The sequence below is a fragment of the Microbispora amethystogenes genome, from assembly GCF_016863015.1.
Classification (GTDB): domain Bacteria; phylum Actinomycetota; class Actinomycetes; order Streptosporangiales; family Streptosporangiaceae; genus Microbispora; species Microbispora amethystogenes.
The window spans coordinates 235,613-252,738 of the sequence record NZ_BOOB01000014.1 but is presented as its reverse complement, the minus strand read 5'-3'; the positions used below and the strand labels follow the sequence as shown (position 1 = coordinate 252,738).

The 17,126-nt window shown below is 74.6% G+C and carries 16 protein-coding genes; 8 read left to right on the top strand and 8 right to left on the bottom strand.

What is annotated here, in order from left to right:
- Nucleotides 1-151 precede the first annotated feature (151 nt).
- Nucleotides 152-1,078 (bottom strand): NmrA family NAD(P)-binding protein, encoded by a 927-nt coding sequence (locus Mam01_RS10775; RefSeq protein WP_204285216.1) that lies wholly within the window; start codon nt 1,076-1,078, stop codon nt 152-154.
- 104 nt (nt 1,079-1,182) lie between these two features.
- Here Mam01_RS10775 and Mam01_RS10770 point away from each other — a divergent pair, with 104 nt between their 5' ends.
- Together Mam01_RS10770 and Mam01_RS10765 are read left to right on the top strand one after the other, a co-directional pair.
- Entirely contained in the window at nt 1,183-1,752 is a 570-nt protein-coding gene (locus Mam01_RS10770; protein WP_204285215.1) for a TetR/AcrR family transcriptional regulator, read from the top strand.
- Between the two features lie 49 nt (nt 1,753-1,801).
- Entirely contained in the window at nt 1,802-2,359 is a 558-nt protein-coding gene (locus Mam01_RS10765; protein WP_239101202.1) for a nucleoside/nucleotide kinase family protein, read from the top strand.
- A gap of 13 nt (nt 2,360-2,372) precedes the next feature.
- Here the strand turns inward: Mam01_RS10765 and Mam01_RS10760 are convergent, their stop codons facing one another.
- On the bottom strand, nt 2,373-2,771 hold the full coding sequence (locus Mam01_RS10760) for a cupin domain-containing protein (RefSeq protein ID WP_204285214.1): 399 nt from the start codon (nt 2,769-2,771) through the stop codon (nt 2,373-2,375).
- A gap of 174 nt (nt 2,772-2,945) precedes the next feature.
- Between Mam01_RS10760 and Mam01_RS10755 the strand changes: the two genes are divergently transcribed.
- Nucleotides 2,946-3,380: an Hsp20/alpha crystallin family protein gene (locus tag Mam01_RS10755; protein WP_150932096.1), complete on the top strand. Its 435-nt coding sequence runs from the start codon at nt 2,946-2,948 to the stop codon at nt 3,378-3,380.
- Nucleotides 3,381-3,536: 156 nt separating this feature from the next.
- Here the strand turns inward: Mam01_RS10755 and Mam01_RS10750 are convergent, their stop codons facing one another.
- Entirely contained in the window at nt 3,537-4,391 is an 855-nt protein-coding gene (locus tag Mam01_RS10750; RefSeq protein ID WP_204285213.1) for a universal stress protein, read from the bottom strand.
- Here Mam01_RS10750 and Mam01_RS10745 point away from each other — a divergent pair.
- The gene (locus Mam01_RS10745) at nt 4,390-4,800 is read left to right on the top strand and encodes a DUF1876 domain-containing protein (RefSeq protein ID WP_239101201.1); all 411 of its coding nucleotides are present in this window, start codon (nt 4,390-4,392) and stop codon (nt 4,798-4,800) included. The two genes, Mam01_RS10750 and Mam01_RS10745, sit on opposite strands and share 2 nt — an antisense overlap.
- Before the next feature lie 262 nt (nt 4,801-5,062).
- Here Mam01_RS10745 and Mam01_RS37295 read toward each other — a convergent pair whose 3' ends face one another.
- The 3 genes from Mam01_RS37295 to Mam01_RS10730 all read right to left on the bottom strand — a co-directional run bounded on the left by Mam01_RS37295 (nt 5,063) and on the right by Mam01_RS10730 (nt 8,595).
- Complete coding sequence (locus Mam01_RS37295; RefSeq protein ID WP_204285212.1) at nt 5,063-7,399, bottom strand: S8 family serine peptidase; 2,337 nt, start codon at nt 7,397-7,399, stop codon at nt 5,063-5,065.
- Nucleotides 7,400-7,556: 157 nt separating this feature from the next.
- The gene (locus Mam01_RS10735; protein ID WP_204285211.1) at nt 7,557-7,880 is read right to left on the bottom strand and encodes a hypothetical protein; all 324 of its coding nucleotides are present in this window, start codon (nt 7,878-7,880) and stop codon (nt 7,557-7,559) included.
- Between the two features lie 22 nt (nt 7,881-7,902).
- The gene (locus Mam01_RS10730; protein WP_204285210.1) at nt 7,903-8,595 is read right to left on the bottom strand and encodes a hypothetical protein; all 693 of its coding nucleotides are present in this window, start codon (nt 8,593-8,595) and stop codon (nt 7,903-7,905) included.
- Nucleotides 8,596-8,775: 180 nt separating this feature from the next.
- Between Mam01_RS10730 and Mam01_RS10725 the strand changes: the two genes are divergently transcribed.
- Together Mam01_RS10725 and Mam01_RS10720 are read left to right on the top strand one after the other, a co-directional pair.
- On the top strand, nt 8,776-9,486 hold the full coding sequence (locus Mam01_RS10725; protein ID WP_204285209.1) for a Crp/Fnr family transcriptional regulator: 711 nt from the start codon (nt 8,776-8,778) through the stop codon (nt 9,484-9,486).
- Nucleotides 9,487-9,743: 257 nt separating this feature from the next.
- The gene (locus Mam01_RS10720) at nt 9,744-10,538 is read left to right on the top strand and encodes an MOSC domain-containing protein (protein ID WP_204285208.1); all 795 of its coding nucleotides are present in this window, start codon (nt 9,744-9,746) and stop codon (nt 10,536-10,538) included.
- Between the two features lie 147 nt (nt 10,539-10,685).
- Here Mam01_RS10720 and Mam01_RS10715 read toward each other — a convergent pair whose 3' ends face one another.
- Both Mam01_RS10715 and Mam01_RS10710 read right to left on the bottom strand, forming a co-directional pair.
- Nucleotides 10,686-11,204 carry a Pycsar system effector family protein gene (locus Mam01_RS10715; RefSeq protein ID WP_204285207.1) on the bottom strand — a complete coding sequence of 173 codons (519 nt, stop codon included), beginning with the start codon at nt 11,202-11,204 and terminating at the stop codon, nt 10,686-10,688.
- A 106-nt stretch (nt 11,205-11,310) separates the two neighbouring features.
- Nucleotides 11,311-12,687, bottom strand: a complete 1,377-nt coding sequence (locus Mam01_RS10710) for an FAD-binding oxidoreductase (RefSeq protein WP_204285206.1) — start codon at nt 12,685-12,687, stop codon at nt 11,311-11,313.
- A 146-nt stretch (nt 12,688-12,833) separates the two neighbouring features.
- Here Mam01_RS10710 and Mam01_RS10705 point away from each other — a divergent pair, with 146 nt between their 5' ends.
- Nucleotides 12,834-13,598 (top strand): hypothetical protein, encoded by a 765-nt coding sequence (locus Mam01_RS10705; RefSeq protein ID WP_204285205.1) that lies wholly within the window; start codon nt 12,834-12,836, stop codon nt 13,596-13,598.
- Nucleotides 13,598-17,122, top strand: a complete 3,525-nt coding sequence (locus Mam01_RS10700; RefSeq protein ID WP_204285204.1) for an ATP-binding protein — start codon at nt 13,598-13,600, stop codon at nt 17,120-17,122. Before Mam01_RS10705 ends, Mam01_RS10700 begins: the two co-directional genes overlap by 1 nt.
- Nucleotides 17,123-17,126 lie beyond the last annotated feature (4 nt).

Below are 17,126 nucleotides of genomic sequence, written 5' to 3'. Positions count from 1 at the left end.
CGCGTCCACACCGTGCCCTCGCCATTCGCCATCTCCGCGACCCGGGTCCGCCCTGGTCCGCCCCTTGTCCGACCCGTGGCCGCTCCATGCCCGAACCGGGCCCACCCGCGTACGCCACCCCCTCGGCAAGTCTCGGTGTCCCCGCGAAGAGTCAGGCCGCGGCCCGGAAGTTTTCGCGCGCCCATTCCTCGAAGGTCGTGAGCGGGATGCCGAAGGCCCGCGCGTACTCCGGGCGGGCGTGCTGACCGACCGCGTTGAGGTACTCGTGTGAGGTGACGCCCGCTCCCGGCATTCCGGCGGCGATCGCCTCCTCCATGGTCATGTCGGGCGCGGCCAGCTCCCTGCCCAGAGCGCGGGAGAGGACCCCGGCGATCTCCGCCATCGAGAGATAGTCACTGGCCAGTTCCAGCTCGACCTCGTGGAACCGGTCCGGCGCGGCGAAGGCCGCGGCGGCCGCCGCGCCGATGTCGCCGGCCGCGACGAGGGAGAGCCGGGTGGCGGGCCTCAGCACGGTCACGATTCCCCCTTCGACCCCGCGGGGAAGCAGGTAGGCCGTCGACGGCAGGAAGTTCTCCATGAAGAATCCCGGCTTGATGATCGTCCAGCGCGGGAAGCCCGCCTTCCGTACCCGGTCCTGGGCCTCGGCCTTGGCGGTGAGGGCGGGCTCTATCGACGCCCAGCGGCCTTCGGCCCAGCCGGGGGCCTCGGTGTGACGTCCCGCGCCCGTGACTGATGTGTGCACGAACTGCGGCACGCCCGCGGCCAGAGCGCCCTCCACCAGGTTGACGGCCTGGGCCACCTCGCCCTCGAAGTCGTAGGCGTCTCCCTTGATCGGGGGCATCTGCACCGAGAAGACGGCCCGGGCTCCCCGCGCGGCCCTGACCACGGAGTCGCGGTCGTTCAGGTCGCCGGTCACCAGTTCGGCGCCGAGCGCCTCGACCGCCCTCGCCCGGGCAGTCGAGGGGTCGCGGACCAGCGCCCGGACGGGAACGCCGTTCGCGAGCAGGGCGCGGGCGGTGGCGCCGCCCTGCCGTCCGGTGGCGCCGGTGACCAGGACGGGTGCGGATTCGGTGGACATGAGTCCCCTCCTACAGGTGGATGTCAGCTAAACGGCGGGCCCCGCCGTTTATCTTTCGGTAAGATACGGCGGACCCCGCCACTTAGCAACCACGAGGTGACGCGATGCCCGTCCAGCGTGCGGACGCCCGGCGCAACTACGGCCTCCTTCTCGCCGTGGCCAAGGAGGAGATCGCCGCCCACGGCCCCGAGGCCTCCCTGGAGCAGATCGCCCGGACCGCGGGGGTCGGCTCCGCCACGCTGCGCCGTCACTTCCCCAGCCGCCGCGCACTGCTGGAGGCGGTCTTCCGCGAACGGGTGGAGACCCTGTGCGCCCACGCCCGCGAGCTGACCGGCAGGTCCGACACCCGCGCCGCGTTGCTGGAATGGCTCAGCGCCATCGTCGCGGACGCCGCGACCATCCGGGGGCTGGCCACGGCGCTGACCCTCGACCCCACGCTCGACGGCGACGCGGCGCACGAGTACTGCTGCTCGGCGCAGCTCACCGAGGCGGGTGAGCCACTGGTGCGCCGCGCCGCGGACGACGGCGCGCTGGCACCCGGCGTGACCGTCGCCGACCTGCTCACCCTGATCACCGGCATCGCCCTGGCCACGGAACACCGTCCGGACGCCGCCGCCGAGGCGGACCGGCTGCTCGGCCTGGCCGTCGCGGGGGTCAGCCCCCTCCGTGGATGAGGGGAGGGGGCGCCGGCCGTACGCGGCGGCTCCGTCGAGCCCGGCGCGCGTGACGCCGGACGCCGCCGCCGTCGCGCGCTGGTTGCGCGCGCGGCCCGCCCGCGCGGGCGGCACCCGCGTCCTGGCCGTCGAGGGACGCTCGGGCGCGGGCAAGTCGACGCTGGCCGTCGCCGTTGCCGCGGCGCTCACCGCGCCGGTCGTCCGCATGGACGACCTGTACGACGGCTGGGACGGCCTGCAGGCCGGGGTGGACGCCCTGCTGGAGTGGGTGCTGCGGCCGCTCGTCCTCGGCCGCCCGGCACGCTGGCGCCGCTACGACTGGGCACGTGGCGAGTACGCGGAATGGCACGAGATCGCCGAGCCGGACACCCTCGTGATCGAAGGCGTGGGCTGCGGCGCCCGCGAGGCCCGGCCGTACCTCACCGGGCTGGTGTGGCTGGAGGCCGGCGAGCAGGTCCGCCGGGCGCGGGCGCTCGCCCGCGACGGCGAGACGTACGCGCCCCACTGGCGGCGCTGGGCCGAGCAGGAGGAGCGGTACTACGCCCGCCACGACGTGCGCTCCCGGGCCGGCCTCGTCATCGTCACCGACCCAGGAGGCGCCCGCTGAGGCCGGCCGCTGATCAGCCCAGGCCGGCGTGGTACTCCTCGTCGGTCACCGGGCCGTGCCAGTGGGTCTTGCCGCTCGCGGTGACGGCGATGTGCACCAGCGTGTCGTCGGCGGCGGCGCCGTGCCAGTGCTTCTCGCCCGGCTGCACGTGGACCCAGTCGCCCGGTCCGATGGGCGTGCCCTCGGTCTCGCCCCAGCGCACCACCACCCCGCGTCCCGACAGCACGTGCAGCGCCTGCTCCCCGTCGTGGGTGTGCCAGCCCGAGCGGGCCCGCGGGGCGTAGGAGAAACGCTGGGCGCTCAGGCCGTCCGGCCGCACCGTCTCCAGCGCCTCCGCCTCCCACACGCCGTCGGTGAACCTGTCCGGTCCCGGCCGGGTGGCCTTCATGTCGCCTTCGCGTACGAACCTCATCACGCACTCCCTTCGCCGCGAGCCGGTCGCGCCCTGCCGAAGCCGTGCCTCAGCCCTTCCGGTATCACGATCACCATCCTGCATCAGGCGGCATCACCCCAGCCATGGCGATTTGTCCGATTCATGCCGGGGTACGTCTTTCTTGATGAGTTCTGCCGGACGGAGGTGACAGCCATGAGCGTTCCGATGCGGCGGGAGTCCCGGGGCCTCGTGCCCGACCTGTTCGACCTGCTGGAGGCGCCGCTGGCCGCGATGAGGCCGATGGCCGGCCAGCAGATGCGACTGGAGGACTACGTCAGGGACGGCCGGTACGTGCTGCGGGCTGAATTGCCCGGCATCGACCCGGAGAAGGACGTCGAGATCAGTGTGTCGAGCGGAGTCCTGACCATCCACGCCGAAAGGCGCCACGAGGAGCGGCAGGGGCACCGGACCGAGTTCCGGTACGGGACCTTCACCCGGTCCATCGTGCTGCCCCCGAACGTGGATGAGAACGACGTGAAGGCCACCTATGACAAGGGCATCCTTGAGGTGAGCGTACGGCTCGCCGAGGAGCGGGAGGAGCGCAGGCGCATCCCGATCGAGCGGCCGGAGGGCCAGCGGGAAGTCTGACCGACCCGTCCGGGCGTGCCAGGCCCGCTGTCGAGGGCGCCACCGGCGGCCCGCCCGGCTGGGCGGGCCGTCGCCCTTGGTTGTCACCCTCGGCCGGAACGCGGAACGCGAGGCGTGGGACACGGGGCGCGGGACACGCACGGCGAGGAACACGGCTCAGCACGGCGGCCGTACGACGGCGACGGGACACCCGGCGTGGTGCAGGACGCCCCGGCTGACCGAGCCGAGCATCGCCGACCCCAGCGCGCCCCGGCCGCGCGAGCCGACCACGAGCAGGTCGGCGGTGCGTGACGCCTGGATGAGCGCGTCGACGGGGTGGCCGTAGACGCTCTCCTCGTGCACCGCCACGTCCGGATACCCCCGGCGCGGGCCCGCCAGTTTCTCCTCCGCCACGCGCCTGCGGGCCTCGCGCACCTCCTCCACGTCGTAGGTGATCTCGGGGGCGAGCGGGTGGGCCGGAAGCCGCCACGCGTGCACCGCCCGCAGGCCGCAGCCGTGCAGCCGCGCCTGCTCGAAGGCGTACGCCAGGGCCGGATCGCATTCGGGCGAGTCGTCCACCCCCACGACGATCTCGCCGCGGCCTCCGGACCAGCCCGGCCGTACGACGACGACCGGGCAGGGCGCCTGCCCGGCGACGTGGGAGCTGACCGACCCGACGACGATGCCGGCGAAGCCTCCGAGCCCTCTGCTGCCCAGGACGATCTCGGTGGCCTCATTCCCCTTGTCCCGCAGCGTGCGGGCGGGGATGCCTTCGACGATCTCCGCGCTGATCGGCACGTCCGGCCGGTGTTCGCGCACCACGGCCTCGGCGGCGGCGAGCGCCCGCTCGGCGTGCCGGGTCAGCGGATCGCCGCCCGAGGTGGGGAACTTCGCTATCCCGTACGCCCAGTGGTCCACGACCGAGACGAGGCGGAGCGGGCAGCCGCGGCGGGCGGCGTCGTCCGCCGCCCAGCGCACGGCGGCCGTCGCGGCGGGCGAGCCGTCGGTGCCGACGACGATCTGACCGGGCATGGGCGCTCCTTCCTTGGCCGCCTCCTCGGTGGGGGCCACCGCCGGGGCGGCGCTTCAGACCGCGTCGGTCCTCACGACGGGGTGGGTGCCGGGGCCGTACGGGCCCGGAGGGATGCTGGACTCCTGGGAGGTGGTCCGCATGGAATCGAAGCGCTGGACCGTCGAGATATTCGTGAACGAGGACGACAAGGACGACGTCACCACGGCGACCGCCGTGCTCTACACGCCCTCCGGGCGGCGGCACGAGAGCGTGGGCCGGGCCCGCCGCAACCCGGCCGACAGGCCGGTGCCGGAGATCGGCGACGAGCTGGCGGCCGGGCGCGCACTGGCCGACCTGGGGTCGAAACTGATCGGCGACGGAGCCGAGGACGTGGCCCAACTGGCCGGGCCCGCCTACGAGTCCTACTGAGGTCCCACCGGGCCCCGCCGAGAGGTGCCACCGAGGCCTTGCCGGGCCCAGAGGTCCTGCCCGTGCCCGGCCCCTACCGAGAGGTCCCGTTGAGAGTCCCGCCGAGGTGAGGGCCTGCCGGGGGGCCTGAGGTCCTGCCGGGCCCTTAGGCCCTCCTCGGGCCTGCCGGGTGCTGTTGAGACGAGTCGCCGTCGGTGCCCCGGCCCTGCCCGGGCCGGGGTTCCGTCAGGTGCCGCCCCTGATCAGTCCCGCTCGGCCCACGTCACACGTCAGGCCATGGTCGGCTCCCGATCAGCCCGGCGGCGCGCATCTCCTCGGCCAGCCAGGCCAGGGCGGCCTGCTCGTACGGCGCGGCGCCGATCGGCGCGCCCGTCCCCGAACCCATCGCTGGGCCCATCGGCGGGCCGATCGGAGAGCCGATCGGAGAGCCGATCGGTGAACCCGGCGCGGCCGCGGGCGAGCCGTTGGCCGTCCGCGCGGCGCCGCCGGTCGTGACGTCCACCGCCGGCGCCGCCTCACCGGCCCCGCCGCGAGCGCCCTGGGCGCGGCCCGGCGTCGAACCGGTGGCGTACGACCGGGTGGCGGACGGACCACCGGACGGACTACTGGGCGAACCACCGGACGGGCCGCTCCCGCGCCTGCCCGCGGAGCCGGCACCCCCGGCTCCGCCGCGCGGGTCCAAGCCGGTGACGCCGCCTTTGGCCTCCCCGCGGGCGCCGCCCGGAGCGAGCCCGCCCGGAAGGGAGCCTCCGGACAGGGGCCCGTTCGCCGTGCCGCCCGCGCCGTACGCGGCCTGGCCCGCGAGGCCGTGCTGCGCCCCCGGACCGACCGGCCCGAGCTGCCCGGGATGCCCGGACCGGCCGCCCGGTCCGACGGGCGCGGGCGCGAGCAGCCCGGCCTCCGTCATCTCGGCGGCCAGATGTCCGAGCAGTGTGTCCGTCCCGGCCGGCTCGGGGGTGATCTGCGCGAGAGCGGGCGCGAGGGCGCGCAGCGCGTTCGGCATCCCGGCGCCGGTGCGGTGGACGTCCCCGAGGTTCAGCGGCACGCAACTCGACGTGATGATCTGGAAGAGGCGGTCGACCCGCCGCGCGTCCCGTGCGGCGTAGGCGGCGCGGAAGTCGCCGTGATGGGCGAGCACGAGCGCCGCGAGGCCGGCGACGTGCGGCGCGGCCATCGAGGTGCCGTCCAGAACGGCGTACGCGTCCGGTGGCACGGCCGACAGGACGGCCACGCCCGGAGCGCAGACGTCGATCTCGGGCCCACGGCAGGTGAAGCGGGGCGAGAAGTATCCGTCACCGGTGACGGGACCGTCGATCTCGGCCTCGTGCGCCGTGCCGGGCGGGAAGGCGTCGGCCTTGCCGACGGCGGCGACGGTCAGCACGCCGGGCAGGGTGCCGGGGAAGGCGACCGGTCCCCCGTCGTTGCCCGCGGCCACCACGCACGCCACCCCCGCCTCCCGGGCCTGCTCGATCTTGGCGGCGACCAGCGGGGAGTGGTGCCTGCTGGCGAGGCTCAGGTTGACGACGTCGACGCGCTGCTCGACGCAGTAGTCGAGCGCCTCGATGAGGTCGCTGAACCGCCCACCCGGGAAGATCTTGCACGCGTGCACCTCGGCCTCGACGGCGAAGCCCACGATGCCCCGGCCGTCGTCCGCGCCCGAGATGACGGCCGCGCAGTGGGAGCCGTGGTGGGCCGTGTCGGCCGTCCATCCCTCGGGCTCGGCGTCGACCAGGTCGATCCCGGCGCGTACGCGCTCGCGCAGGTCCGGGTGGCGGACGTCGGCCCCGGAGTCGACGATGGCGATCCTGACCCCCGCGCCGCGCAGCGTGGGGGGCAGCCGGTCGAGGTTCATCGCCTGCTGGCCCCAGCCGAAGACCTGCCGGTCCGGGAAGCCGCCGAACGTCTCGGCCAGGCGCACCGGCTCGACGAGGTTGTCGCGGGTGGTCGACAGGGCGGGGCGCTCGACGTGCACGCTCCAGTAGCCCGAGCGCGGCCGGACGGTCAGCCCGGTGATCGACTCGGGCGTCTCCCCCGCCATCGTGACCACGGCGCGTCCGTCGGCCCCGGTGACCGCCTGGCCCGGCCAGCCGTGCCCGGTCACCAGGACGCTCGCGCCCGGCAGCGGCGTGCCGTCCGCGTCCCTGACCAGGACGGTGAACGTGCTCTCCAGGCCGGGCGGCGCCACCACCGGGGCGGGCCGCCGCCGGCGCGGTGGCCGCGGCACCTCGCTGTAGGTCAGCAATCGGTCGCGCTCGACGTGCAGCTGCGGATACTGGCGGCGCAGCGCCTCGACGTGCTCCGGGGTCGTCTCCGCCACGACCACGGCGGGAAACCCCGGGACCGTGGCCCCCGGGTTCCCCGCCGCCCGTCCCCGTACGCGGCGCAGCACGCGCACCTCGGGGTCGTCCTCCAGCAGCCTGCGCACCGTGTCGTCGTCGTACGCCGGCGCCGCCGGGTCCGGCTGCGGCAGCGCCGCCACCATGTAGCGCCGCGGCCGGGGCTCCACCGGCCGCGGCGCCTGACGCGACGCCTGCCGCCCCCGTGGGGTCGGCGGGCGCGGCTCCTCGATTGCGTCCTTGGGCTTGTCGTTAGTGGTCACAACGGCTCGACTCTCCCCAGCTCAGACTGGTGTCACCGGTCGCGCGCGGCGCGGCCGGCAGTTCAGGCTCTGTCATCACGCGTCACGGTTCGCCGGTCTCGGGACGGCGGGGGCCCGGACCGGCCGCCGACCGGTCCGGGCCACCGAGGTGATCACGTCACAGCAGTGGAACCATGGGCCGTCCGGGGGCGACGACGCCGAGCGCGTACTGGATCTGCGCCAGGCACGCCTCGTACCGCCCGGCCCGGTAGAGCTGCACCGCCTGCACCAGCAGCGGGATGACCCCCGCGACCTGGGGCGCCTGCGGGATCGACGCCTGCAGCCATTCGTACAGCCGCTGGAGCGTCACGGCGCAGTGCGCCTGCAGGTGCGCCGCCGGCGCCGGCTGCCCCGCCGTCACTCCCGTGGCCGGGGGCGTCGGCGAACCCATTCCGGGACCCACTCCGGCGCCCGTTCCGGGGACGCCCATCCCGGGACCCATCGACTCCACGGTGTTCCTCCGCTCAGAGTCCGGCACCGGCCGGCACCGGGACCTGCTGGGCGGTCTGCTGGTGCAGCTGGCCGTACACCTGGTTCAGCGGCTGCATCGTCAGCGGGACCTGCTGCCCGTACGCCGCCTGGACGTGCTGGGGCAGTACGGCCTGGAGGCCGAGCTGCGGGATCTGCTGGCCGGGCTGCTGGGCGTACGCCTGGGCCGCGTATGGCTGGGAGTACGCCTGGGCGGCGTACGCCTGCGCGTACGGGTGGGCGTAGGCGGCCTGCGGGACCTGCAGGGCCTGGGCCTGGATGGCCTGCAGCGCCTGCAGCACCTGAGGCGGCAGAGCCTGCTGCTGGATCTGCTGCTGAAGCTGCTGCTGGATCTGGGCCTGGATCTGCTGCTGCACCTGCTGCTGCTGGATCTGGGCCTGAATCTGCTGCTGCGCCTGGTGCTGGTAGAGCACGCTCTCCAGCATCTGGCGGGCGGCGGGAGCGCCGTAGCGGACGCTGTGCCTGGCGACCTTGGTCCAGAAGGTCACCGGGCTCACCAGGTGCTCCTGCGGGAGGATCTGCTCCTCCTGCTGGATCAGCGCCAGGGGCGACACCTGCTGCTGCAGCCCCGGAATCTGCTGGGCGAGCTGCAGCGGCGTGATCTGGTGCTGGGAGCCGTAGCCCAGCGTGGTCGCCATGGACGCGGGGTGCATAGCTGTGAACGTCATAGTCACTCCTTCGGAGCCAGTAGGTCCGGCCCATCGCCGATGTGATTACATCGCGTGACGGATCAGTGTCACAACGTTATGAGTGTAATGAGTGACTAAGGGCGTCTTGGCATTCGGCCCCCGCCAGGACCCGGTGACGTGGAGCGCCCTGCCGGTCATACTTCGCTTGGGGGTGCCGACGTGACGCGGAGGAGCGAGCGACGACCGTGGTCGCCCGGATCGTTGCTCGACCGGCTCCCGGAGGCCGCGCGGGAGGATCTCCTCCGCCTCGGCTCTCCGGTGACCTATCCCGGGCGGCACGTCCTCGTCCGCGAGGGCGACCCGGGCCACGCGGTCTACCTGCTGCTCGACGCGCTGGTGAAGGTCACGGCTCTCACCGAGAACGGGTCCCGGACGCTGCTGTCGATCCGGGCGTCCGGCGACGTCGTCGGCGAGACGGCCGCCTTCGGCGACTGCGCGCGCACGGCGACGGTGACGACCTGCGGGCGATCACTCGTCCGCGTCGTGAAGGGACCCGTCTTCACGGCGCATCTCGCCCGCGCTCCCGAGGTCGCGGCCGCCCTCAGCCGGGTCGCGATGGACCGGCTGCGCTTCGCCAACCGCCGGCGGCTCGACTTCGCCGGATACGAGGCCGACGTCCGCCTGGCCCGCGTCCTGGTCGACCTGGCCGTACAACACGGTAGACCCCACCGGGAGGGCGTCGACGTCGGTGTGCCGGTCACCCAGGCCGAGCTGGGAGAGCTGGTCGGGATCAGGGAACGCACGGTGCAGAAGGCGATGCACGACCTGTCCGCCCGTGGCCTCGTCCTCCAGCGCCACCGCGGCGTGGTCGTCCGGGACATGGAAGGCCTCACCACGTTCGCCGACCTGAGCCTCCGGCCGTCCGGCTGAACGACGCCGCCGGAATTCCCGCGAGACGCCGCCGAAATCCCGCAGGACGGCGTGCCGGTGAAGCACCGAGCCGGCTTCGGCGGAGCCCGCGATGAGTGTTTCACCCCGAACCACTGCGGGGGCTTCCCGAACGGGCCTGGCCACCTTGCCGAAGAGCAGGCGAAACGCATATTCCGAAAGGCCCCGGGACCGCCCTCCGGACGCCCTGTGAACGCGCCCCCATATCCCGAGAGAGCGCTTTCTCATATTCTTGCGCAATGGAACTCGCGGAGATCCGCACCTATCCCATCAAGTCCGGCAAAGGCGTTCCGCGCCTCTCCGCCGGCGTCCTCCCCTGGGGTCTGGAAGGCGACCGCCGCTGGGGCGTGGTGGACCCGCAGGGAGAACTGATCTGGGTCGGCGAGCACCCCCGGCTCCTCTCGGTCTCGGCCGCCGAGACCCCCGAAGGCGGCCTCCGCCTGTCGGCGCCGGGCATGGGCGAACTCACGGTTCCCCCGGCCGCCGGCGACACGATCTCGCTGGGTTGCTCCGCCCTCGACCGGGCCGTGCTCGCCCATGCCGACGCCCACGAATGGTTCACCCGCCTGCTCGGCAGGCCCGCCCGCCTGGTCTGGCTGGACGACCCCGGACGCCGGACGATCACCGAGGCGACCGGCGGCCTCTGGGACGGACCCCTCCATCTCGTCTCCACCGGTTCGCTCCGGCGCCTGGACGACTGGATCGCCGAAGGCGCCGCGGAGCGCGGGGAGCACCCCCCGGACCCCCTCGACGTCGCCCGCTTCCGGCCCAACCTCATCGTCGACGGCGCGGAACCCTTCGCGGAGGACGCCTGGACGTCGGTCCGCATCGGCGAGATCGACTTCCGCGTCTCGGTGGCGTGCGACCGCTGCGCCGCCACCGTCTGGGACCCGGCCACCCAGGAACGCGGCAAGGAACCCCTGAGAACCCTGGCCAGGCACCGCCGCTGGGACGGGAATACCTGGTTCGGCATCCGCATGGTGCCCAGGAACCTCGGCGAGCTGAGAGTCGGCGACGAAGTCAAACCAGGCTAGCCGGTCGGGGCGCCGCAGGGCCGCCTTCGCCGCTGCGGGGCCAGCGTCCGTCGGCGAGGCGGGAGCGAGCCGAACGGGAAGGCCGCGCCGTCGGCGAGGCGGGAGCGAGCCGGGTGGGAAGGCCGTGTCGCCGCCGGGTCGCACCGGTCAGCCGTAGAGACCTCCGAGTGCCAGCCACAGCAGGGTGGCGACGAGCATGAGCGCCGTCCACGGCAGTGCCCGTCCCACCCTGAGGTGCTTGTCCCGGCTCAGCTCGGCGAGCCTGCCCGCCAGCAGCCAGGCCTCCTGCTCCTGCTGCGTCACGTTCGCCGGGGGCGACGACCCGGGCTCGCCGCCCGCCAGGCCGAACCTGTTCGGACCCGCCGGCCCGCCGAGCCTGGGCCGCAGCCCCTGGACGAGGTGGTACCCCGCGACGAAGAACCCCGCCGCGTAGAGCGCGAGAAGGATTACGGCCACGACTCCGAGCAGCACCGGCCTGCCGGGTGCCCGGAGACCGGCGAGCACCCCGATCTGCGTGGCCGCCACCGCCGCCGCCCCGAGGTGCACGGTGGTCACCGTGGCCACCTTGGAGTCGGCGTGCTGCACGTAGCCCTGGAAGGCGCCGACGGCCGTCAGCGCCACCTGGAGTGCCTCGCCCGGAGTGAGCCGGTCCCTGTGCCCGCGCATCGATGTCCCCCTCGTCGTCTCCTCCAGTCAAGGGCCGTCGAGCGGGCGTACGGCCGCACTGATGCGGCTTCTCGCCGAAATTGACGAGGCGGCCGTACGGACGTGGTCAGCCCTCGCGGGGAACGACGTGGCCGAAGCGGAACAGGTTCGCCGGGTCGTAGACCTCCCGCAGCTTCGCCAGCCGCCGCAGCGTCTCCGCCGGCCAGGCCCGCGAGATCTCCTCGGGGGCCAGCGCGCCGCCCTGGAAGTTGATCTGCGTGCCGCCGGTGCCCCACGGCGCGGCCGCCTCGGTCACCGCCCGTACGGCGGCGGGGACGGCCGTCTCCATCAGCTCGGGCACCGGCGCGCCGACGGCCAGCAGCGAGAAGGCGGCGTCGCGCCCGCCCACGGCGTTCGGCTGCCTGGGCTCCCGGGCGAGCGCCCCGCCGAGCTGGCGGATCTCGACGAGGGCGAGCGGCGCGGGCACGTCCGGCCCGGCCGCCGCCAGCAGCGCCTCCACGGTCTCCTCGGTCAGCTCGCGCAGGAGCGTCCCCCGCTCCGCGACCGGCATCGGCCCGGCCGGGTCCTGGTGGATGGAGTCGATCGCCGCGTACGGCAGGGGCCCGACGGCCTGGAGCACCGGCTCGGCCACGGCCCGCATGGGCGCGAGCAGGTCCTCGGCCTCCTGCCCCTCCCCCACGTGGGCGACCCGCAGGTGGACGACGAACTTGCCGCTGAGCTGCGGCGGCAGCTCGGGCAGCGGGGGCAGGCGCAGCAGCGCGACCGAGGTCGTGGTGGCCTCGGGCAGCGTGCGGGCCCAGGTGCGGTAGGCGTGCAGGACCCGCCCGGCGTCCTCGGCCGCGTAGAACAGGCCGCCGCCGTAGAGGTGGGTGAGCGGCAGCAGGTCCACGGTGATCGAGGTGACGACGCCGAATCCGGCCTTGCCGCCGCGCAGCGCCCAGAAGAGGTCCGGCTCGCTGTCGGGGCCGGCCGTGCGGACCACGCCGTCGCCGGTCACCACGGTGATCTCCCGCACGTGGTCGGCGGCGAAGCCGAAGGTCCGCGCGATCGGCCCGATGCCGCCCCCGAGCGTGAAGCCCACCACGCCGACGCCGGTCGCCGAGCCGCACAGCGGGGCCAGCCCGTACGGCGCGGCGGCGGCGATCACCTCGCCCCAGGTGCAGCCCGCCGCGATCACGGCGGTGCGGGCGGAGGCGTCCACCACGATCTCCCGCATCGCGCGGGTACTGATCAGCAGCGCGCCGTCGGCCGCCTGCACGGCTCCGTGGCCGGTCGACTGGACCGCCACCGGCAGTCCGTGCGCGGCGGCGAGCCGTACGGCCGCGGCCACGTCGGCGGCGCCCTCCGCCGCCACGATCACCGCGGGCCGGTGCCGTACGGCGAGGTTGAACCCGGCGGCCTCCTCGGCGTACCCGTCCTGCCCCGGGACCAGGACCCGCCCGGTGACCTGCCCGCGGAGCGCGTCCTCGATGGTGCTGTGCATGTCCGTCCTCGATGTCGCTGTGATTGACGGTCACAGTTGTCGCAGCCACCGCTTGGGATGTTCTTGCGCCGCCCGCGCGGCCGGTCGGCGGGACGGACCAAGCGAACTCCTAGAGACGTCCAAGAGACCCCGCACACGCTGGGGCGATGTCGTCGCCAACGAACGAGCGGCCGCCGTACGCCGGCGAGCCGGGTCCCGACGAGCAGCGCCCCGGCGAGCGGTGCCTCGACGAGCCGTACCCCGGCGAGCAGGGGGGCCGCCGGCCGCCGAGCACGCTGCTGCTGCGCGAGGTGCCCGCGCACGCGGGCGCGCCGGGCGCCGAGATCCTCGGCCCGGCGCTGCCGCTCGCCCTGCGGGAGGTCCCGTCCGCGCGCTGCCGCGTCTACGTGCTGGCCGACCTCGCCGGCCCGGCCGCCGCCGCGCCCCTGGCCGCCGCGCTGCTGGAGACGGCGGAGCCCTCGTGCGCCCGGATCAGCGGGAGAGACACGACGGGCGACACGGTGGGCGACGCGGCGGGCGAGGCGGTGGGCGACACGGCGGGCGACGGGCGCTGGGCCCTGTTGCGTGCCCTCGCCGTCGCCCCGCCGGACCGCGATGGCGCGCTGGGCGGAGGGCTCGTCCGCCGCCTGCTCGACGACCTGCTGATGGAACTGCGCGCGGACGGGATCCGGGCCGTCGTCTTCCGCACCGCCCCCGGCGCAGGCACCCGCGACGGCACCGGCGCTGACACTGGGGACGGACCCGAGTCCGGCCTCGGGGGCACCGCGATGCGTGCCCTGTTGGAGGACGCCGGTTTCGCCGAGCGGACCGAGCGGACCGGCCATCCGTTCACTGGCGAGGATCACCGGACATATGAGTATGATGAGCCCGAAATCCGACTTGGGGCCGTCTGGCTTGCTCGGGAGTTGTGATGCGGACGAGCGTCGACGGCGGGCCATTACCGGCGCCTCGCCCGGCCCGGGCCGACCGGCGGAACTCCGCTCTGGACTTCCGCCTTCTCGGCACGGTGGAGGTGGCCGACGCCGCGGGAACGGTCCTCGACCTCGGCCCGCGCAAGCAACGCGCCGTGCTGGCGCTGCTGCTGCTGAACGCTCCCCACGTCGTGCCGCTCGACCAGCTCATCGACCGGCTGTGGAGCGACGAGCCGCCCTCCAGCGCCACGGGAACGCTCCAGGCGTACGTCTCGCACCTGCGCAGGACGCTCGAACCCCGGCGCAGTCCGCGCTCGCCCGCCCAGGTGCTGCGCACCAGGGAGCCCGGCTACCTGCTCGACGTGGAGCCGGACCAGATCGACGCCGAGCGGTTCACCCGGGCCGCCGAGGCCGCGCACGCCGCCCTCGCCGCCGGCCGTCCCGAGGAGGCCGACCGGATCCTTCGCCCCGCGCTGGCCCTGTGGCGCGGCGAGCCGCTGGCCGACCTCGCCGACGAACCGTTCGCCCGGTCCACGATCTCACGGTTGACCGAGACCCGGCTCTCCGCGCTGACCGTGCGGGCGGAGGCGTGGCTCGCGCTGGGCCGGGCGGCCGAGGTGACGGTCGAAGCCGAGCGCCTGCTGGAGCGGGACCCCTACCGCGAGGGGCTGTGGGCGCTGCTCATGCGCGCCCTGTACCGGGAACGCCGGCAGGCCGAGGCCCTGGCGGCCTACCAGCGTTGCCGTACGCTGCTGGGCGACGAACTGGGTCTCGACCCCAGCCCTGAGCTGCGCCGGCTGGAGCAGGCCATCCTGCACCAGGACGAGTCGCCGGCGGGCCCGTGGCCGCCCCCGCCCGCCGCCCCGGCGCCGCTCGCCGGGCTCGCGCCGCACACGCCCGTCTCTTCGGGCCGAGAGGACACCGCGCCCGGCGCCCCGGACGTGTCCGCCCTCGGAACGCCGGGTCTCGTGGGGCGGGAGCCGTACCTGCGCCGGATCGCCGAGCGGCTCGACGACCTGGGCCGGGGCGCGGGCGGAGTGTTCCTGGTCAGCGGGGAGTCCGGCATCGGCAAGACCCGCCTGGCGGAGGCCGCCGCGCAGACGGCCGCCGGACGCGGAGCCGTGGTCGCCTGGAGCAGGTGCGTCGAGGGAAGCGGCGCTCCCGCGTTCTGGCCCTGGATCCAGGCGCTGCACGCCCTTGAGACGGACCGGGAGACGGGCGGCGAGACGGACCGCGACACGAACGGCGAGACGGACGGGGACCTCGCCCGCCTCGCCCACCGCCTGTCGGACGGCGACCAGACGAACACCGGCGACCCCGACACCGCCCGGTTCCTGCTGCACGACGCCGTGGCGCGGGCGCTGGCGCGGCGGGCCGCCGCCACCCCGGTCCTGGTCGTGATCGAGGACCTCCACTGGGCCGACGCGGCGTCGCTGAAGCTGCTCACCTTCCTCGGCGCCGACCTGCACCGCCTTCCGCTGCTGGTGCTCGCGACCGTACGGCCCGAACCCGCGACGGGCAGGCAGGCGCTGACCGAGGCGCTCGGAGAGCTGACCCGCCAGCGTGGCACCGAGCGGATGAGCGTCGCGCCCTTCACCCCCGAGCAGATCGCCGACTACCTGCGCGAGGCGGGCCGGGCCGGCTCCGGGCCCGAACTCGCCCGCGCGCTGCACGACAGGACCGGCGGGAACCCGTTCTTCCTCGGCGAACTGCTGCGCCTGCTGACCAGCACCCACACCGGCGGCCGGGTCGGCGCGGCGGACGTGCTGGCGCTCGCGGTGCCCGACGGCGTGCGCGACGTGATCAACCAGCGGGTGTCGCGGCTGCCGGAGGACTCCCAGACCCTGCTCCGCGCCGCCGCCGTCATCGGCCGGGACGTCGACGCCGACGTGCTGGAGACCGCGACCGGCATCGGCGGCTCCCGGGTGATGATGCTGCTCGAACCCGCCGTCGCGACCGGGCTGCTGGTCGAGGTGGACGGCGGCTGGGACTACCGCTTCTCGCACGCCCTGGTGCAGGAGGCGCTCTACTCCGGGCTCAGCCGGAGACAGCGCGCCCAGCTCCACGGCCGCGTCGGCGAGGCGATCGAGAGCCTGCGGTGGGGCGAGACCGCCTCGCGGCTGCCCGCGCTGGCCCACCACTTCGCGCTGGCCGCCCGGGTCGGCCACGCCGGCAAGGCGGTCGCGTACGCCGTGGAGGCGGCCGGGCAGGCGACCGCGCGGCTCGCCTACGACGAGGCCGTCCTCTACTGGGAGCAGGCGCTCGACGCCTGCGCCGCCGGGCCCCCGGCCACCCGCTGCTCGCTGCTGATCGGCCTCGGCCGGGCCCGGCGGGTGACCGGTGACGTGGACGGCGCGCGGAGCGCGCTCGACGAGGCCGTGACGCTCGCCACCGCCCTCGGCGACGACGCGGCCGTCATCGAGGCGGCCACGGTCTTCGGCGGCGTCACGCTGTGGAACTGGCGCTCGTACGGCGTCGTGGACGAGCGCATGGTGACCGTGCTGGAGGACCAGCTCTCCCGGCTGGATCCGGAGGCCGCCGGGACCCGGGCGGAGCTGCTCGGCACGCTCGCCGTCGAGCTGTACTACGGCGAGCGGCGCGGGGAGGGCCGCCGGCACGCCCTGGAGGCCGTGGAGCTGGCCCGCCGTACGGGTGACACCCGGCTGCTGGCGCGCACGCTGAACAACTTCGTCATCGCGGCCTGGACACCGGAGAACGAGGAGGAGCGCTACCGCGCGGCCGAGGAGATGCTGGGCCTTCCGGGCCTCCCCCGGGCCACCGAGATCATCGCCCGCCTGCACCGCATGCCCAGGTTCCTGAAGGCGGGCCTGCTCGCCGACTACGACGCGGAGCTGGCCCGCTGCCTGCGGCTCACCGCCGACGTGCGGATGCCGGAGATCGAGACGCAGGTCGCGTACGCGGCGACCGGGCGGGCGATGCTGGCGGGCGACTGGGCGGAGGCGAAGCGCCTCGCCGACCTCGGCACCGGGAGCTACCGACGCACCAGCCTCTGGGGGCCGGACGTCCTGAAGCTGATCAACTCGTTCTTCGTGGAATGGGGTCAGGGCCGGGGCGGTGACCTCCTCGCCGAGCTCGTCGACACCGCGGCCGACGAGTCCAACCTGATCGCGCGGCCCACCGCCGTGCTCGCGGCGATCGAGGCGGGGGACCGCGATCTGGCCCACCGGCTGATCGACCGCTGGGGAACCGTGGCGCCGAGGGACTGGGCGTGGCAGTTCGTCGCCTGGCAGTGGGGTCTGGTCGCCGCGCGGCTCGGCCGTCCGGACCCCCACGCCATGCTCGCGGAGCTGCGGCCCATCGCCCACGAGCTGGTGATCATGGGCACCGGCTGCGTCGCCTGGGGAACACTCCACGACGTGGTCGCCGGGCTGCTGCACCGGACCGGCGACGCCTCCGCCGCGCTCGCGCACGCCGAGGCGGCGCGCGAGGCGCACCGCCGGCTCGGCCTGCCCCATCTCGTCCGCCGCAGCGAGGCCCTCGTACGGGAGATCTCGGGCGGCTGACGCC

What these genes read in the sequence shown, in the direction of transcription:
- Mam01_RS10750 (WP_204285213.1), bottom strand. Translation starts at nt 4,391, where the DNA reads ATGCCCGGTCAGATCGTCGTCGGCACCGACGGCTCGCCCGCCGCGACG.
- Mam01_RS10735 (WP_204285211.1), bottom strand. Translation starts at nt 7,880, where the DNA reads ATGGGTCCCGGGATGGGCGTCCCCGGAACGGGCGCCGGAGTGGGTCCC.
- Mam01_RS10730 (WP_204285210.1), bottom strand. Translation starts at nt 8,595, where the DNA reads ATGACGTTCACAGCTATGCACCCCGCGTCCATGGCGACCACGCTGGGC.
- Mam01_RS10715 (WP_204285207.1), bottom strand. Translation starts at nt 11,204, where the DNA reads ATGCGCGGGCACAGGGACCGGCTCACTCCGGGCGAGGCACTCCAGGTG.
- Mam01_RS10760 (WP_204285214.1), bottom strand. Translation starts at nt 2,771, where the DNA reads ATGAGGTTCGTACGCGAAGGCGACATGAAGGCCACCCGGCCGGGACCG.
- Mam01_RS10745 (WP_239101201.1), top strand. Translation starts at nt 4,390, where the DNA reads ATGGGCGCTCCTTCCTTGGCCGCCTCCTCGGTGGGGGCCACCGCCGGG.
- Mam01_RS10770 (WP_204285215.1), top strand. Translation starts at nt 1,183, where the DNA reads ATGCCCGTCCAGCGTGCGGACGCCCGGCGCAACTACGGCCTCCTTCTC.
- Mam01_RS10705 (WP_204285205.1), top strand. Translation starts at nt 12,834, where the DNA reads ATGTCGTCGCCAACGAACGAGCGGCCGCCGTACGCCGGCGAGCCGGGT.
- Mam01_RS10710 (WP_204285206.1), bottom strand. Translation starts at nt 12,687, where the DNA reads ATGCACAGCACCATCGAGGACGCGCTCCGCGGGCAGGTCACCGGGCGG.
- Mam01_RS10720 (WP_204285208.1), top strand. Translation starts at nt 9,744, where the DNA reads ATGGAACTCGCGGAGATCCGCACCTATCCCATCAAGTCCGGCAAAGGC.
- Mam01_RS10755 (WP_150932096.1), top strand. Translation starts at nt 2,946, where the DNA reads ATGAGCGTTCCGATGCGGCGGGAGTCCCGGGGCCTCGTGCCCGACCTG.
- Mam01_RS10775 (WP_204285216.1), bottom strand. Translation starts at nt 1,078, where the DNA reads ATGTCCACCGAATCCGCACCCGTCCTGGTCACCGGCGCCACCGGACGG.
- Mam01_RS10700 (WP_204285204.1), top strand. Translation starts at nt 13,598, where the DNA reads ATGCGGACGAGCGTCGACGGCGGGCCATTACCGGCGCCTCGCCCGGCC.